The organism is Pseudomonas sp. NY15181 (genome assembly GCF_048068055.1).
GTDB lineage: Bacteria > Pseudomonadota > Gammaproteobacteria > Pseudomonadales > Pseudomonadaceae > Pseudomonas.
Genome location: NZ_JBLUPT010000002.1, coordinates 129,743 through 150,669, shown reverse-complemented (window position 1 = coordinate 150,669; position 20,927 = coordinate 129,743). Strand labels below are relative to the sequence as shown.

General features: G+C 66.6%; 23 protein-coding genes. 12 read left to right on the top strand and 11 right to left on the bottom strand.

What is annotated here, in order from left to right:
• Positions 1 to 77 precede the first annotated feature (77 nt).
• The 3 genes from ACNFBT_RS06150 to ACNFBT_RS06140 form a co-directional block, all read right to left on the bottom strand.
• Positions 78 to 1,673 (bottom strand): GMC family oxidoreductase N-terminal domain-containing protein, encoded by a 1,596-nt coding sequence (locus ACNFBT_RS06150; protein WP_416747457.1) that lies wholly within the window; start codon positions 1,671 to 1,673, stop codon positions 78 to 80.
• Positions 1,674 to 1,712: 39 nt separating this feature from the next.
• The gene (locus ACNFBT_RS06145; protein WP_416747455.1) at positions 1,713 to 2,258 is read right to left on the bottom strand and encodes a twin-arginine translocation pathway signal protein; all 546 of its coding nucleotides are present in this window, start codon (positions 2,256 to 2,258) and stop codon (positions 1,713 to 1,715) included.
• A 70-nt stretch (positions 2,259 to 2,328) separates the two neighbouring features.
• Entirely contained in the window at positions 2,329 to 3,759 is a 1,431-nt protein-coding gene (locus ACNFBT_RS06140) for a coniferyl aldehyde dehydrogenase (RefSeq protein WP_416747453.1), read from the bottom strand.
• A gap of 227 nt (positions 3,760 to 3,986) precedes the next feature.
• Here ACNFBT_RS06140 and ACNFBT_RS06135 point away from each other — a divergent pair, with 227 nt between their 5' ends.
• Entirely contained in the window at positions 3,987 to 4,640 is a 654-nt protein-coding gene (locus ACNFBT_RS06135) for a TetR/AcrR family transcriptional regulator (RefSeq protein WP_416747451.1), read from the top strand.
• A gap of 246 nt (positions 4,641 to 4,886) precedes the next feature.
• Here ACNFBT_RS06135 and ACNFBT_RS06130 read toward each other — a convergent pair whose 3' ends face one another.
• Together ACNFBT_RS06130 and ACNFBT_RS06125 are read right to left on the bottom strand one after the other, a co-directional pair.
• Positions 4,887 to 5,303, bottom strand: coding sequence for a GNAT family N-acetyltransferase (locus ACNFBT_RS06130; RefSeq protein WP_416747449.1), 417 nt, complete (start codon positions 5,301 to 5,303; stop codon positions 4,887 to 4,889).
• 83 nt (positions 5,304 to 5,386) lie between these two features.
• On the bottom strand, positions 5,387 to 6,382 hold the full coding sequence (locus ACNFBT_RS06125) for a hydrolase (protein ID WP_416747447.1): 996 nt from the start codon (positions 6,380 to 6,382) through the stop codon (positions 5,387 to 5,389).
• Positions 6,383 to 6,464: 82 nt separating this feature from the next.
• Here ACNFBT_RS06125 and ACNFBT_RS06120 point away from each other — a divergent pair, with 82 nt between their 5' ends.
• Entirely contained in the window at positions 6,465 to 6,836 is a 372-nt protein-coding gene (locus ACNFBT_RS06120; protein WP_416747445.1) for a hypothetical protein, read from the top strand.
• 4 nt (positions 6,837 to 6,840) lie between these two features.
• On the opposite strand, the gene rsmD is transcribed toward ACNFBT_RS06120, so the two are convergent.
• Genes rsmD through ACNFBT_RS06105 form a run of 3 tightly spaced genes read right to left on the bottom strand, consistent with a single transcriptional unit; the run spans position 6,841 to position 10,305 of the window.
• A complete protein-coding gene (gene rsmD, locus ACNFBT_RS06115) occupies positions 6,841 to 7,449 on the bottom strand; it encodes a 16S rRNA (guanine(966)-N(2))-methyltransferase RsmD (RefSeq protein ID WP_416747443.1) in 609 nt (202 codons plus the stop codon).
• A complete protein-coding gene (locus ACNFBT_RS06110; RefSeq protein ID WP_416747441.1) occupies positions 7,449 to 8,942 on the bottom strand; it encodes a M16 family metallopeptidase in 1,494 nt (497 codons plus the stop codon). The genes rsmD and ACNFBT_RS06110 overlap by 1 nt, the downstream gene beginning before the upstream one ends.
• Positions 8,935 to 10,305, bottom strand: coding sequence for a M16 family metallopeptidase (locus ACNFBT_RS06105; RefSeq protein ID WP_416747439.1), 1,371 nt, complete (start codon positions 10,303 to 10,305; stop codon positions 8,935 to 8,937). The genes ACNFBT_RS06110 and ACNFBT_RS06105 overlap by 8 nt, the downstream gene beginning before the upstream one ends.
• Positions 10,306 to 10,496: 191 nt before the next feature.
• Between ACNFBT_RS06105 and ftsY the strand changes: the two genes are divergently transcribed.
• The 5 genes from ftsY (at position 10,497) to ACNFBT_RS06080 (ending at position 15,278) form a co-directional block, all read left to right on the top strand.
• Positions 10,497 to 11,939 carry a signal recognition particle-docking protein FtsY gene (ftsY, locus tag ACNFBT_RS06100; RefSeq protein WP_416747437.1) on the top strand — a complete coding sequence of 481 codons (1,443 nt, stop codon included), beginning with the start codon at positions 10,497 to 10,499 and terminating at the stop codon, positions 11,937 to 11,939.
• Complete coding sequence (gene ftsE / locus ACNFBT_RS06095; protein WP_416747435.1) at positions 11,936 to 12,607, top strand: cell division ATP-binding protein FtsE; 672 nt, start codon at positions 11,936 to 11,938, stop codon at positions 12,605 to 12,607. The genes ftsY and ftsE overlap by 4 nt, the downstream gene beginning before the upstream one ends.
• Entirely contained in the window at positions 12,607 to 13,617 is a 1,011-nt protein-coding gene (gene ftsX / locus ACNFBT_RS06090) for a permease-like cell division protein FtsX (RefSeq protein ID WP_416747433.1), read from the top strand. Before ftsE ends, ftsX begins: the two co-directional genes overlap by 1 nt.
• A gap of 111 nt (positions 13,618 to 13,728) precedes the next feature.
• Complete coding sequence (gene rpoH / locus ACNFBT_RS06085) at positions 13,729 to 14,583, top strand: RNA polymerase sigma factor RpoH (protein ID WP_416747431.1); 855 nt, start codon at positions 13,729 to 13,731, stop codon at positions 14,581 to 14,583.
• 80 nt (positions 14,584 to 14,663) lie between these two features.
• Positions 14,664 to 15,278, top strand: coding sequence for a hypothetical protein (locus ACNFBT_RS06080; RefSeq protein WP_416747429.1), 615 nt, complete (start codon positions 14,664 to 14,666; stop codon positions 15,276 to 15,278).
• A gap of 20 nt (positions 15,279 to 15,298) precedes the next feature.
• On the opposite strand, the gene mtgA is transcribed toward ACNFBT_RS06080, so the two are convergent.
• A complete protein-coding gene (gene mtgA, locus ACNFBT_RS06075; protein ID WP_416747427.1) occupies positions 15,299 to 15,988 on the bottom strand; it encodes a monofunctional biosynthetic peptidoglycan transglycosylase in 690 nt (229 codons plus the stop codon).
• 330 nt (positions 15,989 to 16,318) lie between these two features.
• Between mtgA and ACNFBT_RS06070 the strand changes: the two genes are divergently transcribed.
• From ACNFBT_RS06070 to ACNFBT_RS06050, 5 genes are all read left to right on the top strand, one after another.
• Entirely contained in the window at positions 16,319 to 16,687 is a 369-nt protein-coding gene (locus ACNFBT_RS06070; protein ID WP_416747425.1) for a DUF423 domain-containing protein, read from the top strand.
• Positions 16,688 to 16,786: 99 nt separating this feature from the next.
• On the top strand, positions 16,787 to 16,987 hold the full coding sequence (thiS, locus tag ACNFBT_RS06065; RefSeq protein ID WP_275609782.1) for a sulfur carrier protein ThiS: 201 nt from the start codon (positions 16,787 to 16,789) through the stop codon (positions 16,985 to 16,987).
• A 60-nt stretch (positions 16,988 to 17,047) separates the two neighbouring features.
• The gene (locus ACNFBT_RS06060; RefSeq protein WP_152219462.1) at positions 17,048 to 17,854 is read left to right on the top strand and encodes a thiazole synthase; all 807 of its coding nucleotides are present in this window, start codon (positions 17,048 to 17,050) and stop codon (positions 17,852 to 17,854) included.
• 135 nt (positions 17,855 to 17,989) lie between these two features.
• On the top strand, positions 17,990 to 18,661 hold the full coding sequence (gene trmB, locus ACNFBT_RS06055; RefSeq protein WP_416748292.1) for a tRNA (guanosine(46)-N7)-methyltransferase TrmB: 672 nt from the start codon (positions 17,990 to 17,992) through the stop codon (positions 18,659 to 18,661).
• Between the two features lie 164 nt (positions 18,662 to 18,825).
• Positions 18,826 to 20,172, top strand: a complete 1,347-nt coding sequence (locus ACNFBT_RS06050; RefSeq protein ID WP_416747423.1) for a DUF1329 domain-containing protein — start codon at positions 18,826 to 18,828, stop codon at positions 20,170 to 20,172.
• Between the two features lie 94 nt (positions 20,173 to 20,266).
• On the opposite strand, the gene ACNFBT_RS06045 is transcribed toward ACNFBT_RS06050, so the two are convergent.
• Both ACNFBT_RS06045 and ACNFBT_RS06040 read right to left on the bottom strand, forming a co-directional pair.
• The gene (locus ACNFBT_RS06045; RefSeq protein WP_416747421.1) at positions 20,267 to 20,521 is read right to left on the bottom strand and encodes a hypothetical protein; all 255 of its coding nucleotides are present in this window, start codon (positions 20,519 to 20,521) and stop codon (positions 20,267 to 20,269) included.
• 41 nt (positions 20,522 to 20,562) lie between these two features.
• Entirely contained in the window at positions 20,563 to 20,886 is a 324-nt protein-coding gene (locus ACNFBT_RS06040; protein WP_207887084.1) for a DUF3392 domain-containing protein, read from the bottom strand.
• Positions 20,887 to 20,927 lie beyond the last annotated feature (41 nt).

The window sequence follows — 20,927 nt, the reverse complement described above, 5'->3', positions numbered from 1 at the left end:
GCGCGAAGCGCCCTGAAACCTGGGTTAACCGGCGTATAACGCGGAGCGTTATACGCCCTACGGCCTGTTCGCCGGGATCAGGCCGTGCCCAGGCGCTTGGCCAGGGCGTCGGCCAGTTGCGCGGTGAGTCCGTAGACCGACAGCTGCGGGTTGGCGCCGATGCTGGTGGGGAACAGCGAGCCGTCGTGGATCGACAGGTTCCGCAGCTGGTGGTGGCGGCCGAGGCTGTCGCACACCGACTGCTTCGGGTCTTCGCCCATGGCGCAACCGCCCATCACGTGGGCGCTGCCCAGGCGGGTGCGGTACAGCTCCAGGCTCAGGCCGTCGATCAGGGCGTGGGCTTCCTTGGCGGTCTTCACATACCCGGCGTCGGCATGCAGCGGCAGCACGGCCTTGGCGCCGGCGGCGAACTGGATGTCGGCCATGGTGTGGAAGGCGCGGCGGATGCCGTCCCAGGTGTAGTCGGTCATCCGGTAGTCGAGCACCGGGGTGTCGTCGCCGCGCAGGCTGACCGTGCCGACCGCGCTGTCAGGGTGGAAGCCGTCGCGCATCAGGGCGAGGATCACGTTGGTGTGCGGCAGCTGCTCCATGCGCATGGCATTGTCCTCGCCGAAGCGACCGAGCAGGGTGGACGTCAGCGAGGGTTGCAGCGGCGGCACTTCGAGCTTGTAGGACATGCGCCCGGTGGCGCCGTCGTCCCACTGGAAGTGGTCGGAGTAGATCGACTGCGGCGCGCCGTAGAAGGGGTTGATCACCTCGTCGAACTGCGCGGCGCTGAAGTTCACCACATGCAGGAAGGTGCGCTGGCCGACGCGGCCGTTCGGGTCCGGGGCCTTGGAGCGCATGAGGATCGCCGGGGTATTGATGCCGCCGCCGGAGAGCACGTAGTGGCGCGCCTTGACGGTGATCTTGCGGCCGGTGGGGGCGACGCAGCGCTCGTCCATGGCCAGGCATTCCAGGCCGCTGACCTTGTCGCCGTCGATCAGCAGCCGGTTGGCGCGGGCGAGGTAGAGCAGCTCGCCGCCCTTGTCCAGGGTGGCGGGAATGGTGGTCACCAGCATCGATTGCTTGGCGTTGGTCGGGCAGCCCATCCCGCAGTAGCCCAGGTTCCAGCAGCCACGCACGTTGCGCGGGATGACCTTCCAGTGCAGGCCGAGCTTGTCGCAACCCTTGCGGATCACGTCGTTGTTCGCGTTCGGCGGCAGTGCCCAGGGCGCGACGCCCAGGCGTTGCTCCATCTTCTCGAACCAGGGCGCCATCTCGGCCACGCTGTGGCCCTTGACGCCGTGCTCCTTGGCCCAGTGGTCCAGGGTCGGTTCCGGCGTGCGGAAGCTGGAGGTCCAGTTGACCAGGGTGGTGCCGCCCACGGCGCGGCCCTGAAGGATGGTGATGGCGCCATCCTTGCTCATCCGGCCGATACCTTCCTGGTACAGGGTCGGGTAGGCGTCGGCTTCCTGCATCTTGAAGTCGGAGCTGGTGCGCAGCGGACCTTCCTCCACCAGCAGCACCTTGTAGCCGGCGGCGCTGAGGGTTTCGGCGGTGGTGCCGCCGCCCGCGCCGGTGCCGACGATCACCACGTCGGCTTCGAGGGTCAGGTCGTTTTCCAGGCGTGAGCCGTCATGGACTTTCCAGCCACCCGCCAGGCCGGCGGCGAACAGATCGGGTACAGGCATCGGGATTCTCTCAGGCGAATTCTTGTTGTTCTGGCCGGGTCAGACCTTCGGCGGGCCGGGGTAGCCGCAGTGGCCCCAGGACTCGGGGCGGCCATACCAGGCCATCATCACCAGTTGCAGCAGCGAGCTGTGGCCCATCTTCAGCAGCGAGATCGAGCTGTTCTGCCAGCGCTCGAGGAAGTGCTTCACGTCGGCGGCGCTGGCGTTGTCCCAGCTGCCCCAGACGCCGGTCAGCGGGCCGCGGGTGATCGGCAGGGCGAGCACATCGAACAGCTGCACGGTGAGCTTGAGCATCTCCGGCGAGAGACGGTGGAGGCCGAAGTCCATGCTTTCCAGGGTGCCCTTGACCGCGTCGGCCATGCGCTCGGCAGGCACGGCGCCGGCCAGCATCACCGGGATCAGGGCGCGCAGGAAGGGCAGATCGGAGTCGCGCAGGACCTTGTAGCCGTTGGCCGGCACGCTGGCCGAGCAGCCGCTCAAGGTGGCGGTGACGCCGGCGGTGGCGAGGAAGGCGCCACCGAGCAGGCCGACTTTGAGAACGCCGCGCCGGGACAGGCCCGGAGCGCTCAGGGAGGTGTCTGTCATTCTTCTTCTGTCACCTTTGTAGAGGGCACCTGTGATGGAAGGCCGCCGGGGTTGCCGGCGGCCGGGAAGGTCAGCGGACGAACAGCTTGTACGCCAGCTTCTGCAGCGACTTGCCGTAGGGCGGGTAGATCACCCGGGCGGCGTTGAAGCGCGGCTTGCTGAACACACCCTTGGCCTTGCTGAAGGTCAGGAAACCTTCGTGGCCGTGGTAGTGCCCCATGCCCGACGGGCCGACACCGCCGAACGGCATGTCGTCCTGGGCCACGTGCAGCAGTGTGTCGTTCAGGCACACGCCACCGGAGTGGGTGCGCGCCAGCACGTAGTCCTGCTCGCGCTTTTCGTAGCCGAAGTAGTACAGCGCCAGCGGGCGGTCGCGCTCGTTGATGTAGCTCAGCGCCTCGTCGAGGTTCTGGTAGGGGATCACCGGCAGCAGCGGGCCGAAGATTTCCTCCTGCATCACCTTCATCTCGTCGGTCACGTTCAGCAGCAGCGCCTGCGGCAGGCGGCGGCCCTGGCCCTGCGGGAACAGCGGGATGACCGTGGCACCGCGTGCCTTGGCGTCGGCCAGGTAGCCGTTCAGACGCGACAGCTGGCGCTCGTTGATGATCGCGGTGTAGTCCGGGTTGTTCTCCAGTTTCGGGAAGAAGCCCTGCACCACCTGGCGGTAACTGTCGACGAACTCGTCGACGCGGTTGTGCGGCACCAGCACGTAGTCCGGCGCCACGCAGGTCTGTCCGGCGTTGAGCGACTTGCCGAAGGCGATGCGCTCGGCGGCGTCCTTCATCGGCACGCTGGTGGAGACGATGGCCGGCGACTTGCCGCCCAGCTCCAGAGTCACCGGGGTGAGGTTCTCGGCGGCGGCGCGCATCACGTGCTTGCCGATGCTGGTGGCGCCGGTGAACAGCAGGTGGTCGAAGGGCAGCTTGGAGAAGGCCACGCCCACTTCCACCTCGCCTTCGACGACCGCCACCATGTCCTCGGGGAAGATCTTGGCCAGCAGCGTCTTGAGAATGCGCGCGGTGGCGGGGGTGGATTCGCTCATCTTGATCATCACCCGGTTGCCGGCGGCCAGGGCGCCGGTCAGCGGGCCGATGGCGAGGAACAGCGGGTAGTTCCACGGCACGATCACGCCCACCACGCCCAGCGGCTGGTAGATGACCTTGGCCGAGGCCGGCTGGAACTGCAGGCCCACGCTGCGGCGTGACGGCTTCATCCACTTCTTCAGGCGCTTGGCCGCGTAGTGCACGCCATGCAGGCTGGGCATCACCTCGGCGAGCAGGGTTTCGTCGGCCGAGCGGTTGCTGAAGTCGCTGTTGATCGCGGCGATGATCGCCTGCTGCTCGGTAACCAGCAGGTTGGCGAGGCTCTTCAGCCAGGCGATGCGCTGGCCGGCATCCGGCATCGGGTTGGCGCGGTAGGCCTGGCGCTGGCGTTCGAGGAGGGATTCCAGCTGGCTGATCTGCTGCTGGCTCTGCTGCAGGTAGGCGATATCGGCGACCATGACGGGCTCCTTGGCGGAAGCGGCTGGGGAAGCGTCCGGTGGGGAGACGCTTCGTGTTGTTGTGCTGTCGCTGGATTTTTAGAGTAATTACTCTAGACTGTCAATCAGCATGCCGTGTCTGCGTCGCCAGGCCCAGCCAACGAAAAGCTGGGATGCGCCTGCCCAGGTGTTACTCGGTAGCAATCGGTGTACCTTTGCCCCGCAATCCGTCTTCACGAGTTCCGCGAATGGCCCCACGCATCAAGACCCGCGAGCGCATCGCCCAGGCCAGCCTGGAGCTGTTCAACGCCCAGGGCGAGCGCAGCGTCACCACCAACCACATCGCCGCGCACCTGGGCATTTCTCCGGGCAACCTGTACTACCACTACCGCAACAAGCAGGCGATCATCGCCGAGCTGTTCGCCGAGTACGAAGGCTATGTGGACCAGTTCCTGCGCCTGCCGGAGGGCCGCGCGCTGACGGTGGAAGACAAGATCTACTACCTCGAATCGCTGCTCGAGGCGATGTGGCGCTACCGCTTCCTGCACCGTGACCTCGAGCACCTGCTCGACGCTGACCCGGAACTGGCGGCCAACTACCGCAGCTTCGCCCGCCGGGCGCTGGTCAATGCCAAGACCGTCTATCGCGGCTTCGTCGACGCCGGCATCCTGCTGATGGACGACACCCAGCTCGAAGCCCTGACGCTCAACGCCTGGATCATCCTCACTTCCTGGGTGCGCTTCCTGTGTACCACCCGCGAGGTGGCCGGCGACCTCAGCGAAGCCCAGCTGCGCCGGGGGCTCTACCAGGTGCTGGCGCTGGAAAGCGGACACATCGCCCCGGATGCGCGCGAGGCGGTGGCGGCGGTGTTCGATCGGTTGTACGTGCCGCTGGAAGACTGAGGCTGCGGGGGAGTTTTATCGGCGGATAACCGCGAGCGGTTATCCGCCCTACACGAATGATTTACGGTGGGGTCTGAGCGGCGCGGATACTTCCCTACGGCTGCCTCTCCCTCACCCCAGCCCTCTCCCAGAGGGAGAGGGGGCAGGCCCTACCGGCTGACACCTTGACATCACCTTGCACCGAACGGTCCCCTCTCCCTTCGGGAGAGGGTCAGGGTGAGGGGCTCTCGTCGCGCGCTATCCATCTCAGGCATCCGCCTTGCGCGGCCCCGGCACCCGTGGCCGGCGCAGCGCGATGCCGTGGCGCAGGAAGAACTCCTCCACGCCCTCGGTGGCATCGGTGTAGAGCGTGCGCTGCGGGTGGTCGGCGAGGAAGCGCGCCATCAGCAGGCGCCCCACGCCGCGTGACTGGAAGCCCGGCAGCACGGCGATCTCTGCCAGCCAGGTGGTCTGCGCCGTTTCGCTCTCGGCCCGCAGCAGGCCGATGACCTGCTCGTCGTCCTGGGCCAGCAGGGTGTAGCTGGAGAACTCGTAGAGTTCGCGGATTTCCGCCGTCGTGCCGGGCGAGCCCCAGCCCACCGCGCGATAGAGCGCGGCGATCCCTGCGCATTGCGCATCGTTCAGCGTCGGGTTGTGCAGAATCGTCAGCGGTTCGTCGGTCATGGCATCACTCCTGTCCGGCCTTCCCGTCCTGGGTACATCTCCAGTTTGCCCCATCACGGCCCCGGCCGGCTGATCCAGGGCAGTCAGGTGCCGTGCCGTTGCCGCAGCCAGTGCGGGATGCGGCGCTCAAGGTAGTAGTCCGGTCGCCCTGGCGCGCCGCCGATGAAGCCGACATGGCCGCCGTGGGTCAGCAGTTCCAGTTCGGTGGAGGCCGACAGCTCGCCGGCCTGGGGAATGCTCTGTGCGTGGATGAAGGGATCGTCGCTGGACTGGATGACCAGGGTCGGTACGCGGATGCCCCCCAGGTAGTAGCGGCTGGACGCGCGTCGATAGTAGTCGTGGACATCGGCGAAGCCGTGCAGCGGTGCGGTCACCCGGTCGTCGAAATCCCAGAAGGTGCGCATGCCGTCCAGCGGACCGAGGCGCTCCAGCGCGGCGAGCTTCTCCACATGACCGCTGGCGGCGAAGGCCTGGCGCTTGGTCTGCACATAGGCCACCAACTCGCGCATGAAGTGCGCCTGGTAGACCCTGGAGAAACCAATGCCGATGCGGTCGGCGCACTGATCCAGGCGGAACGGCACCGACACCGCCACCGCGCCTTTCAGCGGGCAGCTGTCCGACGATTCGCCGAGGTACTTGAGCAGCACGTTGCCGCCCAGCGAATAGCCCACTGCATAGAGCGGGGCCATTGGCCGCTGGGCGCGGATGTGGGCGACCACCGAAGCCAGGTCCTCGCTAACGCCCGAGTGATAGCCGCGCGGCAGCAGGTTCGACTCCCCGGAGCAGCCGCGCCAGTTCAGCGCCACGCTGGCCCAGCCCTGGGCCGCCAGTCGCTGCTGCAGGCCGAGGATGTAGTGCGAGGACGAGGAGCCGGTCAGCCCGTGCAGCGCCAGCACCAGCGGCGTATCGGCCTCATGCGGGCCGTGCCAGTCCAGGTCGATGAAGTCGCCATCCTCCAGCCACAGTCGTTCGCGGGTGCGATCGAGGGTCGGCGCTTTACGCAGCAGCGAGCCGTACAGGGTCTGCAGGTGCGGGCCGGGGAGCCACCAGGCGGGTTTGAACGGGGACGGTATAGTCATCATTGAGCAAATGGGCCGACGAGCTGTGATAGTAGCGCCAAGTCGGCCCTGCCATGGATGCGTTGTGCGTCGGAGGACGCACATGAAGGAAGTTGCCGGAATGTGGAAAAGAATCGCGGGGTTGAGCCTGGTGCTGTGGCTGGCGGCCTGCGGTGAGCCGGTGCCGCAGGAGCACAAGGCCTATGTGGGCTACTGGACTTCGCCGCAGATGAGCCTTTTGATCACGGCGGACGGCCGTGTCGCCTACAAACGGCTCTCGGGCGGCAATTCACGCTCCATCGAAGCACCGATAAAGAGCTACGACGCCGACGGTTTCAGCGTCGGCATCGGGCCTTTCGATACGCACTTCGAGGTGTCGAAACCACCCTATCAGGAGGGCGGGAGGTGGAAGATGGTGGTCGACGGCGTGGAGCTGGTGCGCACCCGCACTGTCGATGTCGGGAAGTCGATATGAGCGATCAGCCTTCCCGCTGCCACAGCGCGTAATACACCGCCCCGGCCTTTTTCTCCCGGTGCAGGCGCCAGTTGGGCGGCAGGCCGAGGCTGGAGGGCGCGGCTTCGCTTTCGGTGTAGATCCAGGCGTCCTTGGCCAGCCAGCCGCGCTCTTCCAGCAGGCGGCAGGCGTTCTGCAGCAGGTCCTGGTGGAAGGGCGGGTCGAGGAACACCAGGTCGAACGGGCTGGCCGGCTGTGCTTCGAGGTAGCGCAGGGCGTCGGTCAGCAGGACCTGGCCGCTGGTGCACTGGAGGGTGCCGAGGTGGCCGCGCAGGGCGGCCGCCGCTTCAGCGTTGGTGTCCAGCGCCAGGCCGGCGCTGGCGCCGCGTGACAAGGCTTCGAGGAACAGCGCGCCGCTGCCGGCGAAGGGGTCCAGCACGCGGGCGCCGGGTACGTAGGCGGCGAGCCAGTTGAACAGCGTCTCGCGCACTCGGTCCGGCGTCGGGCGCAGGCCCGGGCCTTCGGGGAAGGCGAAGCGGCGGCTGCGCCACTCGCCGCCGATGATGCGCAGCTGGCCCTGGCCGCCGTGGGGACGTTGTGCGGCGCGTGAGGCGCCGTCGGGTCGTTTGCTCATCAGTGCTCCGGTACGCCGACGGGTTGCTCGGCGGGCTTGTCGGTGGGCGGCGGCAGCGGCTTCTGCGGTACGGTCGGGCCAGCGGTGACGATGACGAAGGCGTTCGCGTCGAGGTGGCGGCGCATAGCCTGCCGCACCTGCTCGACGCTCAGCGCCTGCACCTGGCCGAGGAAGGTTTCCAGGTAGTCCAGCGGCAGGTCGTAGAAGCCGATGGCGCCCAGTTGGCCGACGATGTCTGCGTTGCTCGCGGTGGACAGCGGGAAGCTGCCGGCCAGCTCGCGCTTGGCGTCGTCCAGTTCCTTCTGCGTCGGGCCCTTGTCGAGGTAGTCGCGGACGATGTCCTGGACCAGCTTGAGGGTGCCTTCGCTCATCTCCGCGCGGGTCTGCAGGCCGATGGTGAAGGGCCCGCGCGACTGCATGCCGGTGAAGCCGGAGTAGACGCCGTAGGTCAGGCCGCGCTTCTCGCGCACCTGGTCCATCAGGCGGGTGCCGAAGCCGCCTCCGCCGAGGATCTGGTTGCCCAGGTAGAGCGCGGCGTAGTCCGGATCGTTACGGGTGATGCCCAGTTGCGCCAGCATCAGCTGGGTCTGCTTGGACGGGAACTCGATGTGGGTGACACCGGCCTTGGGCGCCTGCGGCTCGGCCGGGGCCGGCAGGGCAGGGCCCTTGGGCTGCGACTGGGAGACGCGGTTGGCGATGCTCTCGGCCTGCTCGCGGGTCAGGTCGCCGACCAGTGCGATGACCACGTTGCCGGCGGCGTAGCCCTTCTGGTGGAAGGCGCGCAGCTGGGCGGTGGTGATCTTCGGGATCGACTGCTCGGTGCCGTCGCTGGAATGGGCGTAGGGGTGATCGCCGTACAGCCGCTTGAACAGCTCCAGGCCCGCCAGCTTGCCGGGGTTCTGCTTCTGATACTCGAGGCCGGCCAGTACCTGGTTCTTGATGCGTACCAGGGCGTCCTCGGGGAAGGTCGGTTGGCCAATCACCTGGTCGAACAGCGCCAGCGCGGCATCGCGCTTGGCCGGCTCGCTCAGGCTGCGCAGGCTGGCCACCGCCATGTCGCGGTAGGAGCCGTTACCGAAGTTGGCGCCCAGGTCGTCGAAGCCGGCGGCGATGGCGCTGGTGTCCTTGCCGGGCACGCCTTCGTTGAGCATGGCGTTGGTCAGCATGGCCAGGCCGTAGGCGTCGCCATCCTGGCTGCTGCCGGCGGCGAACGTCAGGCGCAGGTCGAACATCGGCAGTTCATGGGCTTCGACGAAGAGCACGCGGGCGCCTTCGGCGGTCTTCCACTGCTGGATGTCCAGCTTGCGGTGGCCGGGCGCCTTGCCGGCGGCTTCGGCGAGGGATTGCAGGCCGGTGGGCGCGCTCGGCTCGGGTGCCGGTTTGGCGACCCCGGTATCGGCGGCGGGGCGGGAAACGAACAGCACCAGTCCGGCGATCAGCGCGATGACGATCAGCCCGACCAGGCCGTAGCGCAGGCCATTGCGTTCACTCATGGCTCGGCTCCTTGTCGGTGGCGACTTCCGGCAGGACCTGGGCGAGGGTCAGGCGGGAGCGGGTGAAATAGGTGCGGGCGGCTTTCTGGATGTCCTCGGCGGTGACCGCCTGCAGGGATTCCAGGTCCTGGTCGGCCAGCTTCCAGGACAGGCCGACGCTTTCCAGCTCGCCGATGGTGCTGGCCTGGCTGGCGATGGAGTCGCGCTCGTAGACCAGCCCGGCGATGACCTGGGCGCGCACGCGCTCCAGTTCCTCGGGGCTGGGCGGGGTTTTCTTCAGCTCTTCCAGTTGCTGCCAGAGAGCGGCCTCGACCTGCTCGAGGGTCTTGCCGGTCTGCACGTTGGGCGTCGCGCTCAGGAAGAACAGGCTGTCGCCACGGGCGAAGGCGTCGTAGGAGGCGGATGCGCCGGTGACGATCTCCGCGCCACGCTCCAGGCGCGAGGACAGGCGCGCGCTGTAGCCGCCGTCGAGGATCGCCGAGAGCAGACGCAAGGCGTTGACCTCGCGGGGGTTGTCGGTGCTGCCCAGGCTCGGCACGTTGAAGCCCATGATCAGGCTTGGCAGCTGAGTGCGCACATGCAGCGTCAGCCGGCGTTCGCCGGGCTCGGCCAGTTCCAGCGGCTTGCGCGCGGCGGGCAGGTCGCGCTTGGGAATCTCGCCGAAGTACTTCTGGGCGAGGGCTTTCACCTCGTCGCCGCTGACGTCGCCGACCACCACCAGGGTGGCGTTGTTCGGCGCGTACCAGGCCTGGTACCAGTGGCGCAGGTCGTCGATGGTCATGCGCTGCAGGTCGGCCATCCAGCCAATGGTCGGCGTGCGGTAGCCGCTGGCGGGATAGGCGGCGGCCTTGAAGCGCTCGAAGGCCAGCGCGTTGGGCTTGTCGTCTGTGCGCAGGCGGCGCTCCTCCTTGATCACCTCGATCTCGCTCTTGAACTGGTCGGCCGGCAGGCTCAGATGGGCCATGCGGTCGGCTTCCAGTTCCAGCGCCACCGACAGGCGGTCGCGGGCCAGCACCTGGTAATAGGCGGTGTAATCGTCGGTGGTGAAGGCGTTCTCTTCCGCGCCGAGTTCGCGCAGCACGAGGGAGGCCTCGCCGGGGCCGAGTTTGCGGCTGCCCTTGAACATCATGTGCTCCAGGGCGTGGGACAGGCCGGTCAGGCCGGGCGTCTCGTAGCTGGAGCCGACCTTGTACCAGAGCTGGGAGACCACCACGGGCGCGCGGTGGTCTTCGCGGACGACGACCTTCAGACCGTTGTCCAGGGTGTATTCGTGGGTGGGCTGCGGATCTGCGGCCACCGCCATCAGCGGCAGCAGCAGGGAACCGAGCAGCAGGCCGGCGTGGCGGCGTGCAGGGGTTTTCATCGTCGAATGAACCTTTCGGGCTATCCGCAGGGTCTATGCAGGCTGGCGGCCAGCCTCTTAACCCCGGCGGGCGAGGAGATGCTAGGATACCCATCCGTTTTCCGGGCGGCCACGTCCAGGGTTTCTCAAAGCTGTTTCGAGGCTTTTTTGCTGCCTGTCTCCGTGGCGTCCCCTAGAGATTCGATCCCTACATGTTTGGTTCCAACGACGACAAGAAAGCCCCGCCAGCCGGGGAAAAGAAAGGACTGTTCAGCTGGTGGCGCAAGAAGCCGCAGGCCGACGAGCAACCCGCCGCCGAAGCCGCGCCGCAGGTTGAGCAGCCTGTTGCCGCCGAACCGGTTCCCGCGCCCGAGCCGGCTCCCGCTGCCCAGGCCGAGCCGCTAGCCCCGCGCGCCGAGCCGATCCCCGAGCCGGTGCTCGACGTGGTGCCCGTCAGCGTTCCCGTCGAACCGGTAAAGCAGCCCGAGCCGCAGCCGCCGGTCGTTGTCGAAGTGCCGCAGCCGGTCGTGGAGCCAGTACAAGCCGTACAGCCCGTCGAGCCGCCGCCGGCTCCGATCGCCGCGCCGGTACAGGCAGTGCCGGTACAGCCCGCGCCGGTGGCGCCTGTCGTGGCTGCCCAGCCGGAGTTGCAGCCTGTGCCCCAGGCTGAGCCTCAAGCCCAGCCTGAATCGCAAGCCAAACCTGCCGCCGTCGAACCGGCCAAGCTCGGCTTCTTCGCCCGTCTCAAGCAGGGTCTGTCGAAGACCAGCGCCAGCATCGGCGAAGGCATGGCCAGCCTGTTCCTGGGCAAGAAGGCCATCGACGACGACCTGCTGGACGAACTCGAAACCCGCCTGCTGACCGCCGACGTCGGCGTCGAGGCCACCACCACCATCGTGCAGAACCTGACCAAGCGCGTGGCGCGCAAGGAGCTGGCCGACAGCGAGGCGCTGTACAAGGCCCTGCAGGAAGAACTGACCGGCCTGCTGCGTCCCGTGGAACAGCCGCTGGCCATCGAGTCTGGCAAGCAGCCCTACGTGATCCTGGTCGTCGGCGTGAACGGCGTCGGCAAGACCACCACCATCGGCAAGCTGGCCAAGAAGCTGCAGCAGGACGGCAAGAAAGTCATGCTGGCTGCCGGCGACACCTTCCGCGCCGCGGCCGTCGAGCAGCTGCAGGTCTGGGGCGAGCGCAACAACATCGCGGTGATCGCCCAGCACACTGGCGCCGACTCCGCCTCGGTGATCTTCGACGCCGTGCAGGCCGCCAAGGCCCGTGGCGTGGATGTGCTGATCGCCGACACCGCCGGCCGCCTGCACACCAAGGACAACCTGATGGAAGAGCTGAAGAAGGTGCGCCGGGTGATCGGCAAGCTGGACGAGACGGCTCCCCACGAAGTCCTGCTGGTGCTCGATGCCGGCACCGGGCAGAACGCCATCAACCAGGCCAAGCAGTTCAACCACGCCGTTGAGCTCACGGGCCTGGCCCTGACCAAGCTGGACGGGACCGCCAAGGGCGGGGTGATCTTCGCCCTGGCCAAGCAGTTCGGTCTGCCGATCCGCTACATCGGCGTTGGCGAAGGCATCGACGATCTTCGAACCTTCGAGGCCGATGCCTTCGTCCGCGCACTCTTCGAGACCCGGGAGATCGCATGATCCGTTTCGAGCAGGTTGGCAAACGCTATCCCAACGGCCATGTCGGCCTGCACGAGATTTCGTTCCGCGTGCCCCGCGGCGAGATCATGTTCGTCACCGGCCACTCCGGTGCGGGCAAGAGCACCCTGCTGCGCCTGATCCTGGCGATGGAGCGGCCCACCTCCGGCAAGCTGCTGCTCGGCGGGCAGGACGTGTCGCGCATCTCCACCGCGCAGATTCCCTTCCTGCGCCGGCAGATCGGCGTGGTGTTCCAGAACCACCAGTTGCTCAACGACCGCAGCGTGTTCGACAACGTCGCCCTGCCGATGCAGATCCTTGGCCTGCCCAAGCCGGAGATCGCCCGCCGCGTGGAAGAAGCGCTGGAGCGGGTGAATCTCAAGGAGAAGGCCCAGGACCTGCCGTCCGACCTTTCCACCGGCCAGCAGCAGCGCGTCGGCATCGCTCGCGCGGTGGTGCACCGCCCGGCCCTGCTGCTCGCCGACGAACCCACCGGCAACCTCGATCCGCGCCTGGCCTCGGAAATCATGTCCGTGTTCGAAGACATCAACCGCCTGGGCACCACCGTGCTGATCGCCAGCCACGACCTGGCGCTGATCGCGCGGATGCGCCACCGGATGATCACCCTGCAGCGCGGCCGCATCATCGCCGACCGCGAGGAGACCGCCTGATGAGCGCCAACGACCTGCCCCATGGCCCGGAAGAGGGCACGCCGCAGCGCAGCACCCGCGAGCGCCCGGACGAGCACGAGAATCAGGACCAGAGCGCCTCGCTGGCCGCCTATGCGGAAAACCACCGCGCCAGCCTGGCGGACAGCCTGCACCGCCTGTTCAGCCATCCTTTCGGCAGCTTCTTCACCTGCCTGGTGATGGGCATCACCCTCAGCTTGCCCATGGGGCTGTCGCTGCTGCTGGGCAACGTCGAGCGCCTCGGTGGCTCCTGGCAGCGCGCCGCGCAGATATCCCTGTTCCTCGACCTGAAGGCCAGTGAGACCCAGGGCCAGGACCTGCGCGAGCAGATCGAGAAAATGCCCGACGTGATCGAGGCACAGCTGATCAGCCGTGACGACGCGCTGAAAGAGCTGCAGGAACAGTCCGGTTTAGGTGAAGCTCTGAAGGAACTGCCTGACAACCCGCTGCCGGCTGTGATCTCGGTGACGCCCAAGCAGATCGACAAGGCCCAGTTGGATGCCTTGCGTCAACGCCTGTCCGAGCTGCCCGGCGTACAACAGGCGCAACTGGACCTGGTCTGGGTCGAGCGGCTGTCGGCGATCCTCAAGCTGGGCGACCGTTTCGTCTTCGGCCTGACCATCCTGCTGGTGCTGACCCTGCTGCTGGTCATCGGCAACACCATCCGCCTGCACATTGAAAACCGCCGTAACGAAATCGAGGTGATCAAGCTGGTCGGCGGGACGGACGGTTACGTGCGCCGCCCCTTCCTCTATATGGGTGCCTTGTATGGCCTGGGCGCGGGCGTGCTGTCCTGGGCGCTGCTGGCCTTCGGCCTGAACTGGCTGAACGACGCAGTGGTCAATCTGGCCGGGCTCTATGGCAGCGATTTCGGCCTCGCCGGCGTGCCGGTGGACGACGGCGTGTCGCTCACCGTAGGCGCTGTGCTGCTGGGCTGGATCGGCGCCTGGCTGGCCGTGGCGCGCCACCTGCGGGAGCTGGCGCCGCGCTGAAACCCTCTGAATTTACGGGGGGTTAAGCGGGTGTAAAGGAACTTTTACACCCGCTTGCAGTCAGATTTCGCAGTGCTACACTGCGCGAGTTTCGTGAATCGGAGGATTCGCATGACCACTTCTCTGCAACCTGTTTATGCCCTGGTTCCCGGTGCAAACCTGGAAGCCTATGTGCACTCGGTGAACAGCATTCCGCTGTTGTCGCCGGAGCAGGAGCGCGAACTGGCCGAACGCCTCTTCTATCAGCAAGATCTGGAAGCGGCACGGCAAATGGTTCTGGCGCACCTGCGCTTCGTCGTGCACATCGCCCGGAGTTATTCCGGGTACGGCCTGGCTCAGGCCGATCTGATCCAGGAAGGCAACGTCGGCCTGATGAAGGCCGTGAAGCGCTTCAACCCGGAAATGGGTGTGCGCCTGGTGTCGTTCGCCGTCCATTGGATCAAGGCGGAAATCCATGAGTTCATCCTGCGCAACTGGCGGATCGTGAAAGTCGCGACCACCAAGGCGCAGCGCAAGCTGTTCTTCAACCTGCGCAGCCAGAAGAAGCGTCTGGCCTGGCTGAGCAACGACGAAGTGAACAGCGTCGCCGAAAGCCTGGGCGTCGAGGCCCGTGAAGTCCGCGAGATGGAAAGCCGTCTCACCGGGCAGGACATGGCCTTCGACCCGGCGGCCGACGCCGACGACGAAAGTGCCTACCAGTCTCCGGCGCATTACCTGGAAGACCATCGCTACGACCCGGCGCGCCAGTTGGAGGAAGCGGACTGGAGCGATAGCTCCACCGCCAGCCTGCACGAGGCGCTGGAAGGCCTGGACGAGCGCAGCCGCGACATCCTCTACCAGCGTTGGCTGGCCGAGGAGAAGGCGACGCTGCACGACCTGGCGGCCAAGTACAACGTGTCCGCCGAGCGCATCCGTCAGCTGGAAAAGAACGCGATGAACAAACTCAAGGGTCGCATCGAAGCCTGACCGGCTTCGACGCGCCCCGGTGAGTCCGAGAACCGCACCCCTGGTGCGGTTTTTTTCTGCCTGCGCAACCGGAGAGCTCCATGCCGCGCATTCGCCCCGTCTACGGGATGTTCTTCCTCGTCATTGCTGTGCTGGCGTTCGTCCTGGGTTCCTGGGTCGCCCGCACCTCGGCGCCACCCAAGCCGCCGCTTTGGTTCGGTGAGTGGCAGGAGAAGGTGTTCGAGCCGCTGGCTGACGACCGCCTGACGCTGGACGAAGTCCAGGCTCGGCTGCCGGGTGAACTCTGGCTGACTGCCAGCCAGGACGGGCCGCAACTGTCCTATCGCGGCCAGTTGCACACCGACGAAGGGCTCTGGCACGTCGAGGCGGAGTTGAAGCTGAGCGCGGCCGAACATGCCAGCCTGGCCAAGGCCACCGGCGTGCAGCCCGGCAGCAAGGACCAACCGTTGAGCACCGAGCTGATGCGTCAGCTGGAAAGCAAGCCGGTGGCCGAGCTGGCGCTGGCGCCGCAGGAAGAACTGGCCGTCGGCCGCCTGGCGGTCAGCCTGGGCGACCCCAGGCTGCGCCTGCAGACCGATGCCGGCGAAGCCTGGGTCTACCCCGAGCGAGGTCTGACGCTGTTGCACAAGGATGGTCTGCTGCAATGGCTGCGTGTGGTGCCGCGCAGTACCTTCGAGAAGACCAGGCCGCACTGAGTCGCTGGCCTGACGCGGGATTACAGGCGGTCGAGGTAGTCGCCACCGCCCAATTGCCACATCTGCTGGCGGATCCACGCGGCACGCTGGCGAACGTAAGCGCCGGGGCGGCTGGCGCTCCACTTGCGCGGGTTGGGTAGCACGGCGGCCAGCAGGCTGGCCTGCTGGCGCGACAGGCGCTGGGCGTCGACGCCGAAGTGGTGGCGAGCGGCGGCCTGGGCGCCGAACACCCCGGAGTCCCACTCCACGCTGTTCAGGTAGACCTCGAGAATCCGCTGCTTGGGCCAGAAAGTCTCGATCAGCAGGGTGAACCAGGCCTCGAAGCCCTTGCGAATCCAGCTACGGCCGGACCAGAGGAAGACGTTCTTCGCCACCTGCTGGCTGATGGTGCTGGCGCCGCGCACGCTGCCGCCGTGCCCGTTATGGGCCAGCGCCTGCTGGATCGCCGGCAGGTCGAAGCCGTGGTGTTCGGCGAACTTCTGGTCCTCGCCGGCGATCACCGCGATCTTCAGGTCCTCGGGCAATTCGTCCCAGGGGCGCCAGCTGCGCTGCAGGTCGATCGGTTCGCCATCGAACCAGGACTCGATCTTGCGTTCCACCATCAGCATGCTGCCCGGCGGCGGCACCCAGCGCAGGACGATGACCAGCGCCACGCTGCCGGCGACGAACCAGAGGGCGAACTTGAACAGGCGGCGGAACCAGGTGCGCATTTAGGGTCTGTTACCGTTTCGTCGTGAGCCGCGTTGCTGTGCCAAATCACGCCAGGCTAGGCGCGGGACGCAGGCAATGGTTGTTCCCTTGGCAAGTCCCGCAACGACGCATGGCGTGATTTGGCACGCAACCCGAAGGGACGGGCCGCATTTTGTGCAGTGCCGCGTTACTCGTCGTTCGTTTGGAATGACCAAACCACTCTCCTCGTGCCTTGCCCTGCGCAAAATGTGGTTCCGTCGCGGCCACGCCGAAACGGTAACAGACCCTATACTTTGCCCGGATGGATGAGCGGGCCATTATAGCGGCACTCATCTGCCTGGAGCTTTCGCATGCTGCGTATCTTCCTCATGCTCGCCGCCTTTTTCGGCTTCACCGGCGTGGCCCTTGGCGCCTTCGCCGCCCACGGCCTGAAAAACCGCCTCACGCCGGAGTACCTGTCGGTGTTCCAGACCGGCGTGCACTACCAGATGCTGCATGCCCTGGCCCTGCTGGGCGTAGCGCTGCTCTCGGTGCAGGCCGGCGGTGCGCTGGTGAAGTGGGCCGGCTGGGCCTTCGCCCTTGGCATCCTGCTGTTCTCCGGCAGCCTCTACCTGCTGACCCTGGCGGGCCTGAGCGTGGGTATCGTCACGCCGATCGGCGGCTTGTTCTTCCTCGTCGGCTGGGCCTTGTTGTTTGCCACGGCCGCGCGCCTGGGCTGACCCGGACGTCAGAAAAACCAGGCTGCGGCGCCCGATGCCTTGGTCATCGGGCGCGATCGGGCTAGAATGCCGACCCCTCCAGCAATGACCGTCCCGCCCATGCGTATTTTGTTGAACGGCGAATCTTTCGAGCTGCCCGACGGCCAGACCGTCGCCAACCTGCTCGAGCGTCTCGACCTCACCGGCAAGCGTGTCGCGGTCGAGCTCAATCTGGACATCGTGCCGCGCAGCCAGCACGCCGCCACCGCCCTGAGCGAAGGCGACCAGGTGGAAGTGGTGCATGCCATCGGCGGCGGCTAGAGCCCGCCGCCACATCTTTCAGGCCCCGCAAAGCTTTCCCAATTCCTGAGGAGTGATCCGATGAGCCAAGCTTCCTCCACCCTGCCGGTAGACAAGCCCTTCACCCTGGCCGGCCGTACCTACAATTCGCGACTGCTGGTCGGCACCGGCAAGTACAAGGACCTCGAAGAGACCCGAGTGGCGATCGAGGCCTCCGGCGCCGAGATCGTCACCGTCGCCGTGCGCCGCACCAACATCGGGCAGAACCCGGGCGAACCGAACCTGCTGGACGTGATCCCGCCGGATCGCTACACCATCCTGCCGAACACCGCTGGTTGCTACGATGCTGTCGAGGCTGTGCGCACCTGCCGCCTGGCCCGTGAGCTGCTGGATGGCCACAACCTGGTCAAGCTGGAAGTCCTGGCCGACCAGAAGACCCTCTTCCCCAATGTCGTCGAAACCCTCAAGGCCGCCGAAGTGCTGGTCAAGGACGGCTTCGACGTCATGGTGTACACCAGCGACGACCCGATCATCGCCCGCCAGCTGGCCGAGATCGGCTGCATCGCGGTGATGCCCCTGGCCGGCCTGATCGGCTCGGGTCTGGGCATCTGCAACCCGTACAACCTGCGCATCATCCTCGAAGAAGCCACCGTTCCGGTGCTGGTGGATGCCGGCGTGGGCACCGCCTCCGACGCCACCATCGCCATGGAACTGGGTTGCGAGGCCGTGCTGATGAACACCGCCATCGCCCACGCGCAGAACCCGGTGATGATGGCCGAGGCCATGAAGCACGCCATCGTCGCCGGACGCCTTGCCTACCTGGCCGGCCGCATGCCGCGCAAGCTGTATGCCAGCGCGTCGTCGCCGATGACCGGTCTGATCAACTAAGCATTTCCACATCAACGCGCGGGCCGGCTTGCCAGGGGCAGCCGGCCCGCGCGTGCATTTACCCGCAAGGTTCGAGTCATGAGTGACATTCCCGAGAATCAGCCCGAAAACCAGCCCGACGGCGAAAACCGGCCGATGCGCACCATCAAGAGCTTCGTGATGCGCGCCGGGCGCATGACCGAAGGCCAACAGCGCGGCCTCGACCAGGGCTGGCCGAAGTACGGCCTGGAGCTGGCCGACGGCCTGCGGGATTTCGACCAGGTCTTCGGGCGCCAGGCGCCGCGTACCTTCGAGATCGGTTTCGGCATGGGCCACGCCACCCTGGAGATGGCCGCCGCCGCGCCGGACCAGGACTTCATCGGCGTGGAGGTGCACCGTCCGGGCGTTGGCGCGCTGCTCAACGGCATGCTCACGCAGAACCTGACCAATATCCGCGTCTACAGCTGCGACGCCCTGGAAGTGCTGCGCGACTGCGTGGCCGACGCCAGCCTCGACCGCCTGCTGCTGTTCTTCCCTGACCCGTGGCACAAGTCGCGCCACCACAAGCGCCGCATCGTCCAGCCGGCCTGGGCGGAGCTGGTGCGGCAGAAGCTGAAGGTGGGCGGCGTGCTGCACATGGCCACCGACTGGGAAAACTATGCCGAGCACATGCTGGAAGTGATGAATGCCGCACCCGGCTACCGCAACCTTTCGGCGGATAATACCTACGTGCCGCGCCCGGAGGAGCGTCCGGTGACCAAGTTCGAGCGCCGCGGCGAGCGACTCGGACACGGCGTCTGGGACCTCAAGTTCGAGCGCGTCGACTGAACCACCCGAAGGCCTGCCCAGCAGGCCTTTTTCATGGATGAACATCGACTAGACCGGGACCACCCGGCGGCCGGGAAGGCCACCCTCACCTCCTGACAAAAGCGGCACCCGCCGCGGACGAAAATAAGAGTGGCGGACAGGAGTCCGCCGCAAAGGAGTCTGCTGTGTTGAAGAAACTTGCTGTACTGCTGGTGGCAGGGGTGTGGGCCCTGCCGACGCAGGCAAAGGTCGATGCTGCCGAGGCGGCGCGACTGGGCCGCGACCTGACGCCGATGGGGGCGGAGAAGGCCGGCAACGCCAGTGGCACCATCCCGGCCTGGACGGGCGGCATCGCCACGCCTCCGGCCGGTTACCAACCCGGCACCCACCATATCGATCCCTATGCCGGCGATGCCTTGCAGTACAAGGTCGACAGCAAGAATCTGGCGCAGTACCAGGCCCTGCTCACCCCGGGCACCCAGGCACTGTTGCAGGAGAACCCGGACTACTACCTGCGCGTGTTCCCCAGCCGCCGCAGTGCCTCGCTGCCCCAGCGCATCTACGACGCCAACCGCGTCAACGCCGAGAATGCCGAGCTGATCGCCGACGGTAATGGCGTGCAGGGCGCTGCCGCCGGCGTGCCGTTCCCAGTCCCGAAGAGTGGCCTGGAAGCGATCTGGAACCACATCATGCGCTACCGTGGCGAGCAGATTCACCTGGTCACCAACCAGGCCGCCGTGCTCGCCAGCGGCAGCTACAACCTGCTCAAGCTCGACCGCTACGTGTACTTCAACTACGGCCGCGAGGGCATGACCCCGCAGGACCTGAACAACACGCTGTTCTACTACAAGTACAACGTGCTCGCCCCCGCCAAGCTGGCCGGCTCCGCGCTGGTGGTGCAGGAGACCCTCGACCAGGTGCTGTCGATCCGCAAGGCCTGGCGCTTCAACAGCGGCGAGCGGCGCGTGCGCCGCCTGCCGAGCCTGGCCTACGACAGCCTGCAACCGGATACCAACGGCCTGGCCACCGCCGACACCGTGGACGTCTACAACGGCGCGCCGGACCACTACGAGTGGAAGCTGCTGGGCAAGCGCGAGATGCTGGTGCCCTACAACAGCTATGCGGTGCACCAGAAGGGCATTCCCTATGCCGACATCCTGCGCACCAAGACCCTCAATCCCGAGCTGCTGCGCTACGAGCCGCACCGCGTCTGGGTAGTCGAGGCGACCTTGCGCAAGGGCATGAGCCATCCGTTCGCCAAGCGCCGCTTCTATCTGGATGAAGACAGCTGGCAGATCCTTGCCACCGACATCTACAACCAGGATGGCAAGCTGATCCGCGCCCAGGAAGTGCACCCGATCAATTACTACGATGTGCCCATGGTGGCGAGCACCCTGGAGGCGCTGTACGACTTCGAGGGCGCGCGTTACTTCGTCGACGGCCTGGACAACAACGAGCCGATGTACGACTTCAACGCCCCGCTGGGGCCGCGTGACTTCACCCCGCAGGCGCTGCGCCGCGAGGGGAACTGAGGCAAGCAGAGGCCGCCGCGAGGCGGCCTTTGTCTATCTGCATACTGTGACCTGCAGGAGCAAGCTCGCTCCTGCCAAGAGAAGGCGCAGTGCGCTATTCGATCAACTCGGCCCCCAAAACCGTCGTCTCCGGCATGCGCAGCGGCGCCGGGCTGATCTGCAGGTACTTGATGCTGGTGCGCGGAATGATCAGCAGGTCGCCGTCCACTTCGATGGCGATGGCCGGCGACTCCATCTGCTTGCGGATGCCGCGGGCCACTTCGGTGGGGTCGTCGCTTTGTTGCGGGAAGCGCAGCGCCAGGCGCTGGCCATCGGTGAAGTGCAGGTAGAGGTGTTTGATCGGTTTCATGTGTCCTCCGGCGGTGGGGCCAACCGCCGGAGGCACGCAGCTCAGCTGCGGTCGGCGATCATGCCAATCACGAAGAACACTAGCAGCAGGATCGGCGCCAGGGTGTAGTTGTTGAAGTAACCCAGCCCCTTGGCCAGCCACGGGGTGACGAAGACCATCGCCAGGCCGTAGCCGACGGCGCAGATCAGCACGAACAGCAAGGTGCGGAAGACGAAGTTCAGGCTGCCGATGCGCTGCTGTATCCAGGCGTTGATGGCCGGGCCGAACAGCACCAGCACGGTGGCCATGATCGCCAGGGCGATGTCGGACAAATGGCCGCGGCACCAGCGGGAGACGTTGGCAATCAGGTCGAGCGCGAAGTCCATTGGGGCTCCTTGGGATCGAGAGTCGCCGGGGAGTGTACACG